Source organism: Marinobacter sp. B-21, assembly GCF_056857895.1.
Map to the genome: position 1 here is coordinate 153,757 of NZ_JBSXNZ010000085.1, position 16,974 is coordinate 170,730.

Annotated in this window: 16 protein-coding genes; 11 read left to right on the forward strand and 5 right to left on the reverse strand. The window is 57.2% G+C overall.

Going from position 1 to position 16,974, the window contains the following annotated elements; all coding sequences use genetic code 11:
• Positions 1-170 precede the first annotated feature (170 nt).
• Positions 171-497: a Grx4 family monothiol glutaredoxin gene (grxD, locus tag AC13C0_RS15695; protein WP_117620450.1), complete on the forward strand. Its 327-nt coding sequence runs from the start codon at positions 171-173 to the stop codon at positions 495-497.
• Positions 498-510: 13 nt separating this feature from the next.
• On the opposite strand, the gene AC13C0_RS15700 is transcribed toward grxD, so the two are convergent.
• The 5 genes from AC13C0_RS15700 to AC13C0_RS15720 all read right to left on the reverse strand — a co-directional run bounded on the left by AC13C0_RS15700 (position 511) and on the right by AC13C0_RS15720 (position 6,681).
• Positions 511-1,266, reverse strand: a complete 756-nt coding sequence (locus AC13C0_RS15700; RefSeq protein WP_117619778.1) for a TonB family protein — start codon at positions 1,264-1,266, stop codon at positions 511-513.
• Between the two features lie 5 nt (positions 1,267-1,271).
• Complete coding sequence (locus tag AC13C0_RS15705) at positions 1,272-3,494, reverse strand: DUF1631 domain-containing protein (protein ID WP_341581424.1); 2,223 nt, start codon at positions 3,492-3,494, stop codon at positions 1,272-1,274.
• Positions 3,495-3,689: 195 nt separating this feature from the next.
• Positions 3,690-4,292 (reverse strand): Yip1 family protein, encoded by a 603-nt coding sequence (locus AC13C0_RS15710; protein ID WP_117619780.1) that lies wholly within the window; start codon positions 4,290-4,292, stop codon positions 3,690-3,692.
• Positions 4,293-4,505: 213 nt separating this feature from the next.
• A complete protein-coding gene (locus tag AC13C0_RS15715; protein ID WP_117619781.1) occupies positions 4,506-5,789 on the reverse strand; it encodes an HlyC/CorC family transporter in 1,284 nt (427 codons plus the stop codon).
• A gap of 85 nt (positions 5,790-5,874) precedes the next feature.
• Positions 5,875-6,681, reverse strand: a complete 807-nt coding sequence (locus AC13C0_RS15720) for a cytochrome C assembly family protein (protein ID WP_117619782.1) — start codon at positions 6,679-6,681, stop codon at positions 5,875-5,877.
• A 181-nt stretch (positions 6,682-6,862) separates the two neighbouring features.
• Between AC13C0_RS15720 and ffh the strand changes: the two genes are divergently transcribed.
• The 10 genes from ffh to recJ all read left to right on the forward strand — a co-directional run bounded on the left by ffh (position 6,863) and on the right by recJ (position 16,839).
• Positions 6,863-8,251 (forward strand): signal recognition particle protein, encoded by a 1,389-nt coding sequence (gene ffh / locus AC13C0_RS15725; RefSeq protein ID WP_117619783.1) that lies wholly within the window; start codon positions 6,863-6,865, stop codon positions 8,249-8,251.
• A 163-nt stretch (positions 8,252-8,414) separates the two neighbouring features.
• Positions 8,415-8,657 carry a 30S ribosomal protein S16 gene (gene rpsP / locus AC13C0_RS15730; protein ID WP_117619784.1) on the forward strand — a complete coding sequence of 81 codons (243 nt, stop codon included), beginning with the start codon at positions 8,415-8,417 and terminating at the stop codon, positions 8,655-8,657.
• A gap of 27 nt (positions 8,658-8,684) precedes the next feature.
• Positions 8,685-9,212 carry a ribosome maturation factor RimM gene (gene rimM / locus AC13C0_RS15735; RefSeq protein ID WP_117619785.1) on the forward strand — a complete coding sequence of 176 codons (528 nt, stop codon included), beginning with the start codon at positions 8,685-8,687 and terminating at the stop codon, positions 9,210-9,212.
• Between the two features lie 3 nt (positions 9,213-9,215).
• Positions 9,216-9,962, forward strand: a complete 747-nt coding sequence (gene trmD / locus AC13C0_RS15740) for a tRNA (guanosine(37)-N1)-methyltransferase TrmD (RefSeq protein ID WP_117619786.1) — start codon at positions 9,216-9,218, stop codon at positions 9,960-9,962.
• A 37-nt stretch (positions 9,963-9,999) separates the two neighbouring features.
• On the forward strand, positions 10,000-10,356 hold the full coding sequence (rplS, locus tag AC13C0_RS15745; protein ID WP_099619311.1) for a 50S ribosomal protein L19: 357 nt from the start codon (positions 10,000-10,002) through the stop codon (positions 10,354-10,356).
• Between the two features lie 111 nt (positions 10,357-10,467).
• Positions 10,468-11,370, forward strand: a complete 903-nt coding sequence (gene xerD / locus AC13C0_RS15750; protein ID WP_117620451.1) for a site-specific tyrosine recombinase XerD — start codon at positions 10,468-10,470, stop codon at positions 11,368-11,370.
• A gap of 138 nt (positions 11,371-11,508) precedes the next feature.
• Entirely contained in the window at positions 11,509-12,240 is a 732-nt protein-coding gene (locus AC13C0_RS15755) for a DsbC family protein (protein WP_117620452.1), read from the forward strand.
• Between the two features lie 145 nt (positions 12,241-12,385).
• Complete coding sequence (locus tag AC13C0_RS15760) at positions 12,386-13,687, forward strand: homoserine dehydrogenase (RefSeq protein WP_117619787.1); 1,302 nt, start codon at positions 12,386-12,388, stop codon at positions 13,685-13,687.
• An 11-nt stretch (positions 13,688-13,698) separates the two neighbouring features.
• Entirely contained in the window at positions 13,699-15,099 is a 1,401-nt protein-coding gene (thrC, locus tag AC13C0_RS15765) for a threonine synthase (RefSeq protein WP_117619788.1), read from the forward strand.
• 6 nt (positions 15,100-15,105) lie between these two features.
• Entirely contained in the window at positions 15,106-16,839 is a 1,734-nt protein-coding gene (recJ, locus tag AC13C0_RS15770) for a single-stranded-DNA-specific exonuclease RecJ (protein ID WP_341581425.1), read from the forward strand.
• Positions 16,840-16,974: the final 135 nt, after the last annotated feature.

Consider the following 16,974-nt stretch of genomic DNA (forward strand, 5'->3'; position numbering starts at 1 on the left):
GCATCAAGTCTAGCCCTTCAGGGCAGCTATGACAACGCTGCAACCGGGCGGGAACCCATGGCCTTGTCTGAGGTCATATCACGGTGTTTGGTGAGCGGTTGCGCACCCGTGTACAATAGCGGCAATCAAATTGCCGTGTGGCAAGACTGTTCCAACAGAGGTGAATGTTCATGGATATCAATGAAACCATCAAGAGCCAGCTCGACGAAAACCCGGTCATCCTATACATGAAGGGCAGCCCCCAGGCGCCCCAGTGTGGTTTTTCCGCTAAAACCGTGCAGGCTCTGATGGCCTGTGGCGAGCGTTTTGCCTTCGTGAATATCCTGGACAATCAGGAGCTCCGTGAGGCCCTCAAGGTATACTCCAACTGGCCGACCTATCCACAGCTCTACATCAATGGCGAGCTCGTTGGCGGTTGTGACATCATTCTCGAAATGTCCGAGAGCGGTGAATTGGCCAAGATGGTCAAAGAGGCTGCGAAGCAGGCAGAAGCCTGACAGCGGTCTTGAGTCAGAGCCGTTTCGGGGTGAACACCAGTTCAACCTCGAAACGATTCTGGCTGTTTTCCCCCTCGGGTGGCCTGGGGTAGGGGCTTGCCGCCAGGGCAGCCCGGTAGGCGGCCTCATCGATACCCTCAATTCCCGTCGATTTCAGTACTCTTGCCCGGGTCAGGGCACCATTACCAAGCAGTTGTAACTCCACTTCCATTGCCACAGTCCGGGACAGTTCCCTCATTGCCGGAACCCTGGCTTGTTCAAGCTCGCGCGCCAGATGTGTCGCCAGGATTACCACGTATGGATCCTGCTCGACCGGGGATTTGGTAATGCGGGTTACCGTTGCCTCGGTGGCTTGCACTTCTGGCTGCGCAATCTCCCCGGCGCGGGCGCTGTTACTGGCTGTTGATTTGCGGGTATTCTCCGGTGTTTCGGGCTTTAGTGCAGGCGGCTCGGAGGCACTCTGTCTGGGGGCATCCGAAGGGGCGGGCTTTTGCCGGGTTATTATCGGTTCGACAGGCTCCGCCGTAAAACGTGGAATGGGAGGTATTGGCCGGCTGGTTGCATCGGATTGCGGGCCGGGTCGGGAAGTCTCATCAGTACCCGGAGGAATCAGTTCAAATTTCAGGCTTTCGCGATGGGCTTCCTGTTGCTCTCTGACCGGCGAAGGAATACCAGAGAGCAACAGGGTATGAATCAGTAGCGCCAGGGATAGTGCAAGGGCGATCCGGTATCTTGCCGGAAGGGTACGGGCACTGCCTTCTTCGACCATTAATGTCAGGCCGTTTTACTCCGTAAGGTGCCGACAACAGCGTCCAGAGCCCGGTCGATCAACGCGCCCTGTTCCAGCAGGGTCAGGCGGCCACGGCGCATTTCATGGGCCAGCTGGATCCGCGTTTTCTCGATGACCTTCAGCCCCATCCGGTTCACAAAGACAAAGCAGTCGGCTTCCTCGATAATGGCGGAAAGCTTGCAGCGGAAATTGGCGCCATTGACCAGGCGAAACTCAACCCAGTTACCGATTTCAATACTGTCAATCTGGGCGACGTACTCGGAAACTGCAGCTTCTTCCAGTTCCTGCTGTCTCTCGACCGCGGTCTGGTGAACGGTAGCGATTTCCTCTTCTTCAATCTCTTGCGGGGAGTCCTGCCGTGCCTCTATGGCCGCATTGGTCCGGAACGCTTCGGCCAGTTCATGTTTCAGGTGGCTCATCATTTCGTCCAGCCTGGACGAATTGTAGGAAACCTCCTCCAGGCCTGATCTCAGAGCTTTTAACAGGCCTGGCACGACCCGAACCCATTGGTCCCTCTCGTCATCTTCCTGATGTGGGTGCAGGCACCAGATCAGGTCATCGACCACCTTCACCGTCGCATTCCAGCGATGCTCAACGTCGTCCCGAAGGTAGGCGAGAAACATTACCCGGCTCCAGCCATTCATCAGAATGTCGTGGATCGATTCTGGCAGTTTGTAGCGTGACACTTTTTCTTTCAGTAAGTTATCGACGGTTTGCTGTGCTGTCTGGGATTTGATTCGGCCCCTTTCCGATTCCCGGGTCCGCTGCTCAACCAGTGAGGCTTTGCGGTTCTCCCGTTCCAGGAATTGCTCAAACTCCTGGTTCAGTGTCTCGAACAGCGCTATATCGCCATCAAATTCGTTGAGAATCCTCTGAACGATGTTGTGGATCTGGCCGTACAGCTTATCCTTGGTTTTCTCGTCGCTGCTGCTCCACCCGATGCCTGCCCGGGCGAGGGAGTTCAGCAAACGTCTGGCCGGGTGTGTGGCCTGGCTGAAGAAGCTCTTGTCCCGAATGACCACTTTCAGTATCGGAATCTGAAGGCGGCTGATCAAAACCTGGACCGGAGCAGACAGGTTGTAATCATCAAGAATAAACTCGAACAACATGGACACCAGATTGATGAGATCTTCGTCGACCTCGTTCAGTGCCGGTTTTCGGCCATCCCCCGCATCTGCCTTGGCAAGCAGCTGTTGCATCAACTGTCTCAGATCGATACTGATGGGTTCCCCGTTACTCAGGTCGCCCTGGTCGTGCCTGACACCTGCAAGAGGCAGCGAATTCAGTAAACTGGCCAGCTCCGAATCGCCGACTACGCGAACGTTGGGGTCGGATGATCGGGGCGGAATCCCGGCATTGGCCCTTTGATGTGCCAGCATCTCCCTGATCTGGTCGAAAACAGCGCTGCTGTTACCAGACTCTCCGGCCATTGTGTGAGTTGCGGAGTCTGCCGCCTCGGATGCCTCCTTGCTGGCGCCTTGTGCCTTTGAAGCACCATGTTGCTGTCCCGCTTTGCCGTGATAACGGAAATTCGGGATGACGCCGGCCTGAATCAGAATGCGGTTGGCTTCGTCCAGCAGCATCCCGAGGTTGGAGACAACGTAGCGGTCAAATTGCTTGAGCAGAATCAGGCGTTCCCGGATCTGGATTTCCAGTGCCTGTATCGCCTCGGTAAAGGCGCTGCAAAGATGTTCTGGCGCCATCGGGTTAACCGGTGATTCGTCGTTGGCTTCCGGATAAACCTGACTGAAGCGGGTCTGGAGTTGGAGCAGCGGGCCCTGAAAATGGGCTTTCGCTTTGGTAATCATAGCGTTGAGCGCAACCTGCTCTTCCAGGTCGTCATTTCCGACCAGAGACAGGGTGTCGGCACTGGCCTGCTTGCTCAGGTTTTCTTCCTGGAGGGGGCCGGTATGGGGCGGGTTCTCGAAATACTGGGCGACCATGTTCTGGAAGTGTCGCTCCACCCCCTTCCGCTTGATGCGGATTTCACGCATAGCCTCGAAATACCGGTTCTGCTCATTATTGCTGCGTGCGTTATTGGCCAGTTCGAACAGTGAATCGTCGACGGCGTCGAAAGCACCCTGCAGCAAATCACCCAGCCCGGCGACAACAGTGTCCCGGATGCGGGTGACCTCCACGGGAACTGGTTTGCCACTCCCTGCTTCCCGATGCTCACGGAGGTAATGTATGCCGGACTGCTTGTTCATGGCAGACTCCTGTTTACGCCTCAACCGGATACATGACCGAGCTCAAGATCCTTGTCTTCTCGTTATTGGCTAAATCTACCGCATTTTCGCTAAAGTTAACATGACTAAACACTAACGTGGGACCGAATTCAAAAAACATAGGGTGCCCTTCAGGACACCCTCATGCATGTTACTGACTTACCAGGGATATTGGGGTCAGTTCACATAAACAGGACCTATACCCATACTCCAGATGACCACGCTGATGGCCAGCAGGGCGACAAACATCACCAGTCCGACTGTGAGCACGGCGGATGCAAACATGAAGCCTCGCTCTTCCGGGATTTTCATCAGTATGGGGAGTCCTTTGTAGAGCAGATAGACTGCATAGCCAGCAGCTACGAGCCCGGCCAGCATATTGACCCAGATGTTGGGATACGCAGCGATGACGCCGATCAGGAAAATCGGCGTCGCCGTGTAGGCTGCCAGAGCGACGCCCCTCGGTATCCGCTCAACCGCATCGTAGGTGGCGGCAAAAAAATCGATGAACTTGCCCAGCACAAATATGCCCGCGAGCATGGCGACATAGAACAGCACCGATAACTGTAGCGCGCTGGCGGTGGAGAGTCTGGTTATCTGGCCGTCGCCAATTTGCCAGCCAACCTGGGTGGTTCCATAAAAACCTGCTACGGCGGGGATCAGGGCCAGTAACAAAATATGGCCGGCATAGAGTCTTGTAACAGACTCGGATTCTTTGCGTATCGCTTCCCATTCCTGGTCCGGATGGGTAAACAGGCCAAAACTGTGAGCCAGGCTCATGGACGAATTCCTTGTGGTTGTTTTATTGTCGCACGCACCTTCAGTCTTGGTGCGGGATTGATAATGGTCAAGCTGGCGATTAAATTTTGATCTTTCAAGAAGGATCGCGGCTATAACTGAAGAGTCTATAGCGGCGGGGAAAGGGGAGAGGGGAAAAAAGGGGGAAAGGAGAGAGGGGAAAGGAGAGAGGGGAAAGGAGAAAGTTTGGTCGGTTCAGGTCAGCGAAAGCGAGCGCTTTTTGCGTTTTTTAGGGTGCACAATAGCCGCTTTCACGACGTTGTCCTTAATCTGCAGCACTTCCACCCGGTGCCCGTCCACTTTCAGGCAGACGTTGGTGTCCGGAATGTTTTCCAGGGTTTCGGTAATCAGGCCGTTGAGGGTTTTTGGTCCGTCCGTGGGCAGCTTCCAGCCCAGGGTCTTGTTGATGGTGCGCACTGCAGATGCGCCGTCAATGATAAACGTGCCATCGTCCTGGGGAATGATATCGGGGCTGGTTGCTGCGTAGTCCGTTGTAAAGTCGCCGACAATCTCTTCCAGTATGTCCTCTAGCGTTGCAAGGCCAAGGACGTCACCATACTCGTCGACCACCACGCCAAACCGGCGCCGGCCTTTCTGGAAGTTGATCAGTTGGGTGTTCAGAGGTGTGCTTTCCGGAATGAAATAGGGCTCCTGGCACAATTGCATGATCATCGCCTTGTTGATTTCTTCCTGCTGGAGCAGCTTGGAGACACTCCGGAGGTGGAGTATTCCCTGAATGTTATTGATGTCACCCTTGAATACCGGCAGCCGGGTATGCTGACTGCTGCGTAACTGGCGCAGGATTGTGTCGGTGTCGTCCTCCAGGTCGACGCCAACCACTTCATTGCGGGGCACCATGATGTCGTTCACTGTCACTTTTTCCAGATCAAGAATGCTGACCAGCATGTCTTTGTGCTTGGCGGGAATCAGCGCACCGGCCTCATTGACGAGGGTCCTGAGTTCCTCCCGGCTGAGATGGTCATTGGCAGCATCTGCCGCAGAAACTCCAAGCAGTTTCAATATGCCACCGGTAAACAGGTTAACGGCCCAGACAATGGGGTAGAGGATCTTTAATAGCGGCCCGAGTATGTAGCTGGCGGGAAACGCGATTTTCTCCGGAAACAGCGCGGCCAGGGTTTTGGGGGTCACTTCTGCAAAAATCAGGATCACGATGGTGAGCAGGATCGTGGCTATCGCAATGCCGGCGTCGCCCCAGACGCGTATCGCAATAACCGTGGCAATCGAAGATGCAAAGATATTGACGAAATTGTTGCCAATGAGGATCACGCCGATCAGCTGGTCCGTGCGTTGCAGCAAGCCCTGGGCACGTTTGGCGCCTTTATGGCCGGTCTTGGCCATATGTTTGAGGCGATACCGGTTGAGGGACATCATCCCCGTTTCTGAGCTGGAAAAGAATCCGGAGAGCAGGATCAGTCCGACAAGGAGAATAAACAGCGCGGTAAGCGATGTTTCGTTCAAAAGAGGTGTCCTTATATTACCGACAAGTAGCGAAAATAGGGTGTGGGGGAGCTCTGTGTCAAGAGATTGCCGGGCGCATCAGGCCTCAACCGCCTCTCTGGAAAATGAGTTCCAGCACAAACTTGCTGCCATAGAATGCCAGCATCAGCAGCGCGGAGCCCGCCAGTGTCCACCGGCTTGCCGTGATGCCGCGCCAGCCTTTGGTGTAGCGCCCGATCAGAAGCGCCACGAAGACCAGCAGGGAAAGTATCGAGAACAGGGTTTTGTGGGCGAGATTCTGGGCGAAGAGGTCCTCTATGAAGAGCGCGCCGGTCACAATCGCCAGAATAAGCATTACCACGCCGGCCCAGACCATCTCGAACAGCAGCGACTCCATGGTTTGCAGCGGTGGCAGGTTGCGTACCAGCAGGCTGTTATAGTTGTGCTTCAGTTGGCGATTCTGGAAATAGAGGAGCACAGCCTGGATAGCCGCCAGTGTAAAGAGGCTGTAGGCTGTCACTGACAATGCGATATGGGACAGCATGCCATAGCTCTGGTCTGACACCAGTATGGACGGTCCATGGGTGATCAGCGCCAGGATAATCGTGAGTCCGGCCAGCGGGTACACGCCCAGAAACAGGCTTTGAACCGGCTTTTTCAGGTTCAGCCCAAGCAAAAGGAAGACGATAAGCCAGGAAATCAGCACCGAGCTTTTGAAAAAGCTGAAGTCGAAGCCGTCGTCATGGTGAACGGTCTGGGCTATCAGAAGGCCGTGACTGGTCAGGGCGAGTACGCCAATCAGAGTGGTAATGGCGAGGTTGCTTTGAACCCGGCCCCTGAAATGCAGGGCTTGCAGCGCAGTACCTACGCTGTACAGAAAAAGAGAGGTGACCGCGAGAATCAGCGTTCCCATGACTTCCTTATTAACCACTGTTCTGACTGGGGATCGGCATTGGTTTCAGCCGATTTGACCGGGCTGGTCGTTTCAGGGCGATAGTCTGGTTATAATGTCGCGATTATGCAACTGGAATCAAGGAGCCGACGCTGGCTCTGTGGTTCATGCACTCAATTTATCCGGGGTACGGAAGAGCAACATGTTTGAGAACCTCCAAGACCGACTTTCCGGCAGTCTGCGCAAGATTTCCGGCCAGGCGCGCCTCACCGATGACAATATTAAGGACACCCTCAGAGAGGTGCGGATGGCACTGCTGGAGGCCGACGTTGCCCTTCCGGTAGTGAAGGATTTTGTCGAAGGTGTCCGCGCGCGTGCTATCGGACAGGAGGTGCAGCGCAGCCTTACGCCGGGCCAGGTATTTGTAAAGGTCGTTCAGCAGGAGCTTGAACGGGTGATGGGTGAGGGTAACGAATCCCTCAACCTGAATGTTCAGCCGCCGGCCGTGATTATGATGGCCGGCCTGCAGGGTGCTGGTAAGACGACCACTGTTGCCAAGCTTTCCCGCTTCCTCAAGGAACGCCAGAAGAAATCCGTGATGGTTGTCAGTGCCGACGTTTACCGTCCGGCAGCGATCCGGCAACTGGAAACCCTGGCGGGCGAGGTCGGCGTCGAGTTTTTTCCGAGCACCGCTGACCAGGATCCCGTGGATATTGCTGAAGGTGCGATTGCTGCCGCACGGAAGAAGCATATTGATGTGGTGATTCTTGATACCGCCGGTCGCCTCCATGTCGATGAGCAGATGATGGGTGAGATCGGCAGGCTGCACAAAGCCGTCAATCCGGTAGAAACCCTGTTTGTGGTTGACGCCATGACCGGTCAGGATGCGGCCAACACCGCCAAGGCATTCAACGACGCTTTGCCGCTGACAGGCGTGGTGCTGACCAAAACCGATGGCGACGCCAGGGGGGGGGCGGCTCTGTCCGTCCGTCACATCACGGGCAAACCGATCAAATTCCTGGGTGTGGGCGAGAAGTCCGATGCGCTGGAGCCGTTTTACCCGGACCGGGTGGCCTCCCGGATTCTGGGTATGGGCGATGTGCTCTCCCTTATAGAGGAAGCGGAGCGCAAGCTGGACCAGAAAAAGGCCCAGAAGCTCACCAGGAAGATCAAGAAGGGCAAGAGCTTTGATCTTGAAGACTTCCGCGACCAGTTGCAGCAAATGAAGAATATGGGTGGCATTGGTGGTTTGCTCGACAAGCTTCCGGGTATGGGACAGATGGCCCAGATGGCCCAGCAGCAGGTAAACGACAAGTCCATGGGGCAGATGGAAGCGATTATTTGCTCGATGACTCCGAAGGAGCGCCGCTACCCGGATGTCATCAATAACTCCCGCAAGCGCCGGATTGCCACCGGGTCTGGTACACAGATCCAGGATGTGAATCGTCTGCTGAAGCAGCACAAGCAAATGCAGAAAATGATGAAAAAGTTTGGCAAAAAGGGTGGTATGGCGAATATGATGCGCGGCCTGGGTGGCATGATGCCGCCGGGCGGCGGAGGTGGTGGCGCGCCTCCATTTGGCCGTATGTAAAAAGCCTTACATGGAAAACCGGGAAACAACCGGTTTGCCTGTTTTCTTTGGCGTGTATTTAGCATAGAATAGCGCCCCTTTCGAGTATGGGTCTTCGCGCCAGCTGTTGTTCAGTCGGCGTGAATCGTACAAAGTTCGTACAACAGAACAGGATATTGGTTAAATGGTAACAATCCGTTTGGCTCGTGGCGGCTCCAAGAAGCGCCCGTTCTACCATCTGACAGTCACCGACAGCCGCAAATCACGCGACGGTCGTTTTATTGAACGTGTTGGCTTCTTCAACCCGGTTGCCCGTGGCCAGGAAGAGCGTCTGCGCGTAGATCGTGACCGTGTCAACTTCTGGCTTGGCCAGGGTGCGCAGGCCAGTGATCGCGTTGCCCAGCTGCTGAAGGCGGCCGCTGAGTAACCCAGTATTGACACCGGGGTTGGTGGCATGACACAGAATGTGCAGGAGACTGTGATCGGCCGGATTACGTCGGTGTTTGGGGTCAAGGGGTGGCTGAAAGTCTTCTCCTACACTGACCCCAAAGAAGGAATACTGAACTATCCGGACTGGACTCTGGATCTGGACGGTAAACGTATTCCGGCCAGGCTTGAAGAAGGTCGCCGCCAAGGGCAGGCCATTGTTGTCAGGCTGAAAGGAATTGATGATCGTGAGTTGGCGCGCACTTACTGTGGCGCTGAGGTCAGGGTTTCCAGGGCAGAGTTGCCGGAGCTCCCCGACGGGGAGTACTACTGGTTTCAGCTGGAAGGTCTTGAGGTCTTCACGGTTGAGGATGAGTGCCTTGGTAAAGTGCACCATCTGATAGAAACCGGGTCTAACGATGTTCTGGTGGTGCAGGCAACTGCGGGCTCCATCGATCAGCGTGAGCGCCTGATTCCTTACCTTCCGGACCAGGTGGTCCGGAAGGTTGATCTGGCTTCGCAGCGTATGGTTGTCGACTGGGACCCGGAGTTCTGACGGGTGTGGATTGGCGCAGTCAGTCTGTTCCCGGATATGTTCGGTGCGGTAACGGATTACGGGATCACGGGTAGGGCAGTCCGGGACGGTCTTCTGACTTTCCGGAGCTGGAATCCCCGTGACTATACCCATGACCGGCACCGCACAGTGGATGACCGGCCCTATGGTGGTGGTCCGGGTATGCTGATGAAAATTCAGCCCCTCAGGGATGCCATTCACGCGGCCCGGGAAGCGGCGCCTGGCAAGGCTTGCGTGGTTTATCTGTCGCCCCAGGGCGAGACGTTGAATCAGTCCGTTGTCGAGTCGCTTGCAGCAGAAAAGCCGCTGATTCTCGTGGCAGGCCGGTACGAGGGTGTTGATGAGCGCCTGATAGCGACGGAGGTCGATCGGGAAGTGTCACTGGGTGATTTTGTTCTTTCCGGTGGCGAGCTGGCAGCAATGGCTGTTATTGATGCGGTTACACGCCTCATCCCCGGAGCGCTGGGTCATGCGCAGTCGGCAGAGCAGGATTCTTTCGCCGACGGTTTGCTGGATTGTCCGCACTACACCCGGCCCGAGGTTTACGAAGGTCAGGCGGTGCCGGATGTTTTATTGGGCGGTCACCATGATCAGATCCGGCGTTGGCGACTCAAGCAGTCGCTGAGGCGAACCCGGCAGCGACGCCCCGACCTGCTTGAAAAGCGGGTGTTTACGGACGAAGAGCGTCAGTTGCTGGAAGAGATTTTGAACGAACCGGGTGCCTCTGAATGATCAGGGCATTAACAGATTGGGTATCAGGAGCATTACGATGAGCGGCAAGAACAACATCATCAGTCAACTTGAAGCAGAACAGATGACCAAGGAAATCCCCGCGTTTGCGCCGGGCGACACCGTGGTCGTTCAGGTTCGCGTAACCGAGGGTAACCGTGAGCGTCTGCAGGCGTTCGAGGGTGTTGTCATCGGTAAGCGTAACCGTGGCATGAACTCTTCGTTCACCGTGCGTAAGATTTCTTACGGCGTTGGTGTTGAGCGTACCTTCCAGACCTTCTCTAAGCTGATTGACAGCCTTAGCGTGAAGCGTCGCGGTGACGTACGCCAGGCCAAGCTTTATTACCTGCGGGACCTGTCTGGCAAGGCAGCTCGTATCAAGGAAAAGCTGGGCTGATCAGCGTATTGCTGAGCGCCAGACACAAAAAAGGCAGCCCATGGCTGCCTTTTTTGTGTCTGGTGGCCCGGTAGGCTTGCTGTGGGTTAGTCACAGTTTGAGGGCTTGGGCGTGAGATCAGAAGACGAATCAGTGATCGGTCGGTTTGTCGATGCGATCTGGCTTGAGGATGGGCTTGGTGAGAAGACAAGGCAGGCATACCGAAGTGACCTGTCACGGTTGTCCGAATGGCTGGAGCGCCGGCCGGGTCGTCCGATACTGACGGAGGTGCGCAGAGCCGACCTTCTGGCCTGGATGTCCCGTGGGCTTGCAGAAGGGATAAAGAGCTCCACGGCTGCAAGGCGCCTTTCGGGGCTCCGGCGGTTTTACCGGTTTTTGTTGCGGGAAAGTCTGATCGCCGAGGACCCGACCCTGCGTATAGACAGTCCGAGTCTGCCGCGACGCCTTCCGGATTCCCTGACAGAAGAGGAAGTGGATGCGCTGCTTTCAGAGCCGGACCCCGGTGTTGCCATCGAACTCCGGGACAAGGCCATGCTGGAGATCCTCTACGGGTGCGGTCTGCGGGTATCGGAGCTGACGGAGCTGAGGGTTGATCAGGTGAATCTGCGCCAGGGCGTGGTCCGGATTACCGGCAAGGGTGACAAGGAGCGCCTCGTCCCCCTGGGCGAAGAGGCAGTGGACTGGTTGCTCCGGTATATGAAACAAGCGCGTCCGGAGCTCTTGAGGGGACGGTCCTGTGATGCGCTATTCCCCGGTAACCGGGCAGCCGCCATGACGCGTCAGACTTTCTGGCACCGTATCAAGCACTACGCCGTGCGAGTGGGTATCCGGAAACACCTGTCCCCCCATACGCTCAGGCATGCGTTTGCCACGCATCTCCTCAATCATGGCGCGGACTTGCGTGTTGTCCAGATGCTTCTCGGTCACTCGGATCTGTCCACGACCCAGATCTACACCCATGTGGCCCGGCAGCGTCTTCATTCGCTGCACCAGGCCCATCACCCCCGTGGCTGAGTGGCTCGGTGGCCGGGGAGTGACAGGGCTCGAGGTGAACTTTCCCCGCACGGGGATGTCGCATTGAATTGATCCCCGGCCTGTGCCAATACTGCCCGGGTTGTTTAACCGATGACTGAAAAAGGGTTGTTTGCCAGAATGAATATTAAAAGTCTTATCGTGGTGCTCGGTGTCGTTGCCGGCTTGTCGGGAGTGGCCAGCGTCAGTGCCGGCGAAGTTGAGGACCGGATTGCCGGGCGCCTGACCAAGGCGGTGCCGGGGCTGAAGGTAATGTCGGTGCGAAAATCCGAGGCGGAAGGCCTCTATGAGGTTCAGAGCAACAACGGCGATACCATCTATACCACCGAAGATGGCCAGTACCTGATGACCGGTGACCTTCTTAAGATTACCGACCAGGGCATTGCAAATGTCACCGAAGTTGCCCGCGCCGAGGCCCGCAAGGCAGCGATGGCCGGGTTTGGCGATGATGGTGCAATCCGTTTTCCGGCAAAAAATGAAAAAGCCGTGGTGAGCGTCTTTACCGATATCGATTGCCCCTATTGCCGGAAGCTTCACGATGAGGTGCCACAGCTCAATGAGTATGGCATTACGGTGAATTACTACGCGTTTCCCCGCTCAGGCCCGAACACAGCTTCTTTCAGGAAATACGAGTCGGTCTGGTGTGCCGAGGATCAGCAGGCGGCTATGACATCAGCCAAGGCAGGCAAGCACATTGATGAGGCCAGCTGTGAAAACCCGGTTCAGGAGCAGTACCGGCTTGGTGGTCAGATTGGCGTAACCGGCACGCCCGCCATTGTCCTGGAAGACGGCAATATGGTCCGTGGTTATGTCCCGGCGAAGCGTCTGGCAGAGGGGCTTGGACTGCTCTGATTGCAGTTTCGGTCGTCAGGGCTTCCCGAAATTTTCAGTATTTGAGTTGGTTCCGGTTCAGGGCTTATTCAGTGAGGCCTGAATCGGTATACTATGCCTCCTTATTGCAATTCATCAGCACCCCTTCGGGATCAGAGGTGAGAGTTTGAAAGACGTCAGTGTCGGAATCTGCGGACTGGGAACCGTCGGCGGCGGTACCTTTAATGTCTTGACCCGGAATGCCAGGCTCATTGCCGGCCGGGCTGGCTGCAACATCCGGATTACCCGGATTGCCAGTCGCCGGGCTCGCGAGGACATGGACCTCGGAGACGTACCCTTCAGCACCGACATTTACGACGTGGTGAACGATCCAGGTGTGGATATCGTGGTGGAGCTCATCGGCGGTTACGACGCGGCCCGTGAACTCGTGCTGGCGGCTATCCGCAATGGCAAGCATGTTGTGACGGCCAACAAGGCCCTGATCGCCGTTCACGGCAACGAAATCTTCGAGGCCGCCGAGAAGGCCGGTGTTGTGGTTGCCTACGAGGCCGGTGTAGCCGGTGGTATTCCGGTGATCAAGGCGGTGCGTGAAGGCATGGCGGCAAACCGTATCGACTGGATTGCCGGCATTATCAATGGCACCGGCAATTACATCCTCACCGAAATGCGTGCAGGTCGCGAGTTTACAGAAGTGCTCAAGGAAGCCCAGGACCTGGGTTATGCAGAGGCAGATCCGACCTTTGACGTGGAAGGCATTGATGCAGCCCATAAGCTGACCATTCTCGCCTCGGCCGGCTTTGGTGTACCTCTGCAGTTTGAAAAAGGCTATACCGAAGGGATTTCGAAAATCACTCCGTACGATATTGCCCATGCCGAACTGCTGGGCTATCGCATCAAGCATCTGGGTATTGCCCGCCGCCGGGACAATGGCATTGAACTGCGGGTTCATCCCACTCTGGTTCCCCAGAGCCACCTGATTGCCCAGGTAGACGGCGTCCTGAACGCGGTGCTGGTGGATGGCGATGCCGTTGGCCAGACCATGTACTACGGCCCGGGAGCCGGGGATGAAGCAACAGCGTCCGCGGTTATTGCCGATATCGTGGATGTCGCACGTGCCGTGGCCACTGAAAGCAGCCAGCGTGTGCCTTACCTTGGTTTCTCACCGGACGCCATGGAGGACCTGGATGTCCTTTCCATGGAGGATATCCAGTCCGCCTATTACCTGCGCATTACCGCTCTGGACCGCCCGGGCGTGCTGGCGAAGATTGCCTCTATCCTGAGTGAGCACGGCATCAACATCGAATCGATCATGCAGAAGGAATCCGAGCTGAAAGACGGCCGTATTCCGGTGATTATCCTGACCCACACGGTTCAGGAACGGCAGATCAACCGTGCGATCGACGAGCTGGAAGCCCTGTCTGATACCGATGGTCAGGTTGTCCGGATCCGCGCTGAAAACTTTAACTGACAGGTACGCACGTGAGATACATCAGTACGCGGGGTGAAGCGCCCGCACTGGGCTTTGAGGACGTTTTGCTGACCGGGCTGGCCACCGACGGTGGCCTTTATGTTCCGGAATCGCTGCCGCATTTCAGCCTGGAGGAGATCCGGAGCTGGCGCGGGCTTTCCTACAGTGAACTCGCCTTCAATGTCATGCATCCGTTTGTGGACGACGCCGTTCCGGCGGACGATTTCCGCAAGATGTTGAATGAAACCTACGCCGTGTTCGCGCACCCGGCCGTTGCACCGCTGGTGCAGCTGGACACCAATGAGTGGGTGATGGAGCTGTTCCGTGGCCCGACTCTGGCGTTCAAGGATTTCGCCCTGCAGTTACTGGGTCGTTTGCTGGATTATGTCCTGGAGAAGCGCCAGCAGCACGTGGTCATCATGGGGGCTACCTCAGGTGATACCGGCTCGGCGGCCATCGAGGGCTGCCGTCGTTGTGAACACGTGGATATCTTCATCCTGCATCCTTACCAGCGGGTGTCGGAAGTGCAGCGCCGCCAGATGACCACGGTGCAGGGCGACAACATCCACAACATTGCGGTGCGCGGCAATTTCGATGACTGCCAGCGGATGGTGAAAGAGAGCTTTAGCAATCAGTCCTTCCTGGGCGGAAAGACCCAGCTTGCGGCGGTGAATTCCATAAACTGGGCACGAATCATGGCCCAGATCGTGTATTACTTTCATGCCTCGCTGGCACTGGGCGGTCCGGATCGCAGCATGGCCTTCTCGGTACCCACCGGCAATTTCGGTGATATCTTTGCCGGCTACCTGGCGAAGAAGATGGGACTGCCGATTTCCCAACTGGTCATTGCCACCAACCGGAACGATATCCTGCATCGCTTCATGAGTGGCAACAAATACGAGCAGCATCAGCTTGAGCACACCCTGTCTCCGAGTATGGATATCATGGTGTCCAGCAACTTCGAGCGCCTGCTGTTCGACCTCCATGGCCGGGATGGGCTGGCGGTGAAAACGCTGCTGGAAAATGCTGCGAAGGGGCCGGTCAGCATTGAGGATTACCGCTGGAAGCATGCCCGCAAGCTGTTTGACAGCGACGCGGTGGACGACAAGGCCACCTGCGATACCATCCGCGAGATCTACCAGCAGAACGAGTATCTGCTGGATCCTCACACCGCCATCGGCGTTCGCGCGGCCCGCAACTGCCGCCGGGACCCGGCAGTGCCGATGATTACCCTGGGAACCGCCCATCCGGCCAAGTTCCCGGATGCCGTTGCCGAGTCCGGCCTGAGTGTACAGCCGCCACTGCCGGCCCACATGGCGGACCTGTTCGAGCGGGAAGAACGTTACACGGTGCTGGATAACAACATCGCCGGCGTTCAGGAGTTCATTGCCAAGAACTGGAAGAATACCTGACCTGGTATGGCACCCAAAAAGATCCTGCGTCGCCCCCAGCCGGAATCGCTTACCGGCTGGGGGCAAAAACTGCCCCCCTTGCTTCGCCGTCTGTACGCGGCCCGCGGTGTCACCTCCGATGAGCAGCTGAGCTATACCCTGAAACACCTGGCCTCGCCCATGTCCCTTCGGGGCATAGACCGTGCCGTCGAGCTTCTTGCCGAGGCCATTGACCGGCAGCAGCACGTTCTGGTGCTCGGGGATTTCGACGCCGACGGCGCGACCAGTACCGCTGTGGCTATGCTCGGCCTTTCGATGCTCGGCTTACAGAGTATTGATTTTCGCGTTCCCAGCCGGTTTGCTGACGGTTACGGCCTGACCCCGGGCATCATCGAACGGTTGCGCGACGAAGGCGAGCTTCCGGACCTGATGGTCACCGTTGATAACGGGATATCCGCCGTTGAGGGCGTGAAAGCTGCCAGGGAGCTGGGTGTGAAGGTAGTGGTCACCGATCACCACCTGGCGGGCGAAGAACTTCCGGACGCCGATGCCATCGTCAATCCCAATCAGCCAGGCTGCCCCTTCCTGAGCAAGAACGCCGCCGGCGTTGGCGTGATGTTTTATGTACTTACGGCGTTGCGCAAACACCTCCGGGAAACCAATCGTCTGCCCAACCCGGAGCCGAACCTCGGAAGCCTGCTCGATCTGGTGGCCCTGGGGACGGTTGCGGATGTGGTACCCCTGGATCACAACAACCGCATTTTCGTAGAGCAGGGCCTGCGCCGGATACGTCAGGGCGAGGCCCGCCCTGGCATTCTGGCCTTGCTGGAAATCGCGGGCCGGGACCATACTGCCATCAGCTCAACCGATCTCGGGTTTGTCGTTGGCCCCCGCCTGAACGCGGCTGGTCGTCTGGATGACATGAGCATCGGCATCGCCTGCCTGCTGGCGGACAGCCCGGACGAGGCCCGCCGTCTGGCCCGGGAGCTGGATACCTTCAACCGGGAACGCCGGACCATCGAAAAAGAGATGAAAGTCCAGGCCCAGGATCTTCTCGCCTCCATGTCACTGGACCTTGAAGGTTTGCCCTGGGGGCTGGCCCTGTTTGATCCCGACTGGCATCAGGGTGTCATCGGCATTCTCGCTGCCCGCATTCGAGAGCAGACCCACCGACCCACCATCGCCTTTGCCCCGGACGACAACGGCGAAGACATCAAAGGCTCTGCCCGCTCCATCCCCGGGCTGCACATCCGCGATGTACTGGCGGTGGTCGATTGCCGCCACCCTGGGATCATGAAAAAGTTTGGTGGCCACGCCATGGCTGCGGGCATGACCCTCGCCAAAGCAGACCTGGACGCTTTCTCCGAAGCCTTCGACCGCGCCGTTCGCGACACCCTTTCGGCCGAGGATCTGGAAGCCGCGATCACCACTGACGGGCCTCTGGGCCCGGGCGAACTTTCTCTCGATACCGCCGCGCTACTCAAGCGCGCCGGCCCCTGGGGTCAGCATTTCCCTGAGCCGCTGTTCGACGGCGAATTCCGGGTGGTGAGCCAGCGAATCGTCGGGGAAAGCCATCTGAAACTGGTGTTGCAGCCGGTCGATGGTGGCGGCATTATCGATGGCATTGCCTTCAACACCGGTCCGGAAGTGCCTGACTATACCCGCACCGGGGCCCGGGTGGTTTACAAACCGGATGCCAATACCTTTCGGGGCCGCACCAATCTGCAGCTCCTGGTGGACTATCTCGAGCCGCTCTCCTGATTCCCGGAAAGCGATACCACTGACCAAGCTTGGGCAGGAGGCGGGGGAGTTGCTCCGGGAGTGTCGAAAACAGGGATGTTTTCGTCAAGCGTACAGGGACGTATTCACAGCGTCTCCCGGAGCAACTTCCCCGCC

What these genes read in the sequence shown, in the direction of transcription:
- grxD (WP_117620450.1), top strand. Translation starts at nt 171, where the DNA reads ATGGATATCAATGAAACCATCAAGAGCCAGCTCGACGAAAACCCGGTC.
- AC13C0_RS15700 (WP_117619778.1), bottom strand. Translation starts at nt 1,266, where the DNA reads ATGGTCGAAGAAGGCAGTGCCCGTACCCTTCCGGCAAGATACCGGATC.
- AC13C0_RS15705 (WP_341581424.1), bottom strand. Translation starts at nt 3,494, where the DNA reads ATGAACAAGCAGTCCGGCATACATTACCTCCGTGAGCATCGGGAAGCA.
- AC13C0_RS15710 (WP_117619780.1), bottom strand. Translation starts at nt 4,292, where the DNA reads ATGAGCCTGGCTCACAGTTTTGGCCTGTTTACCCATCCGGACCAGGAA.
- AC13C0_RS15720 (WP_117619782.1), bottom strand. Translation starts at nt 6,681, where the DNA reads ATGGGAACGCTGATTCTCGCGGTCACCTCTCTTTTTCTGTACAGCGTA.
- ffh (WP_117619783.1), top strand. Translation starts at nt 6,863, where the DNA reads ATGTTTGAGAACCTCCAAGACCGACTTTCCGGCAGTCTGCGCAAGATT.
- rpsP (WP_117619784.1), top strand. Translation starts at nt 8,415, where the DNA reads ATGGTAACAATCCGTTTGGCTCGTGGCGGCTCCAAGAAGCGCCCGTTC.
- rimM (WP_117619785.1), top strand. Translation starts at nt 8,685, where the DNA reads ATGACACAGAATGTGCAGGAGACTGTGATCGGCCGGATTACGTCGGTG.
- rplS (WP_099619311.1), top strand. Translation starts at nt 10,000, where the DNA reads ATGAGCGGCAAGAACAACATCATCAGTCAACTTGAAGCAGAACAGATG.
- AC13C0_RS15755 (WP_117620452.1), top strand. Translation starts at nt 11,509, where the DNA reads ATGAATATTAAAAGTCTTATCGTGGTGCTCGGTGTCGTTGCCGGCTTG.
- recJ (WP_341581425.1), top strand. Translation starts at nt 15,106, where the DNA reads ATGGCACCCAAAAAGATCCTGCGTCGCCCCCAGCCGGAATCGCTTACC.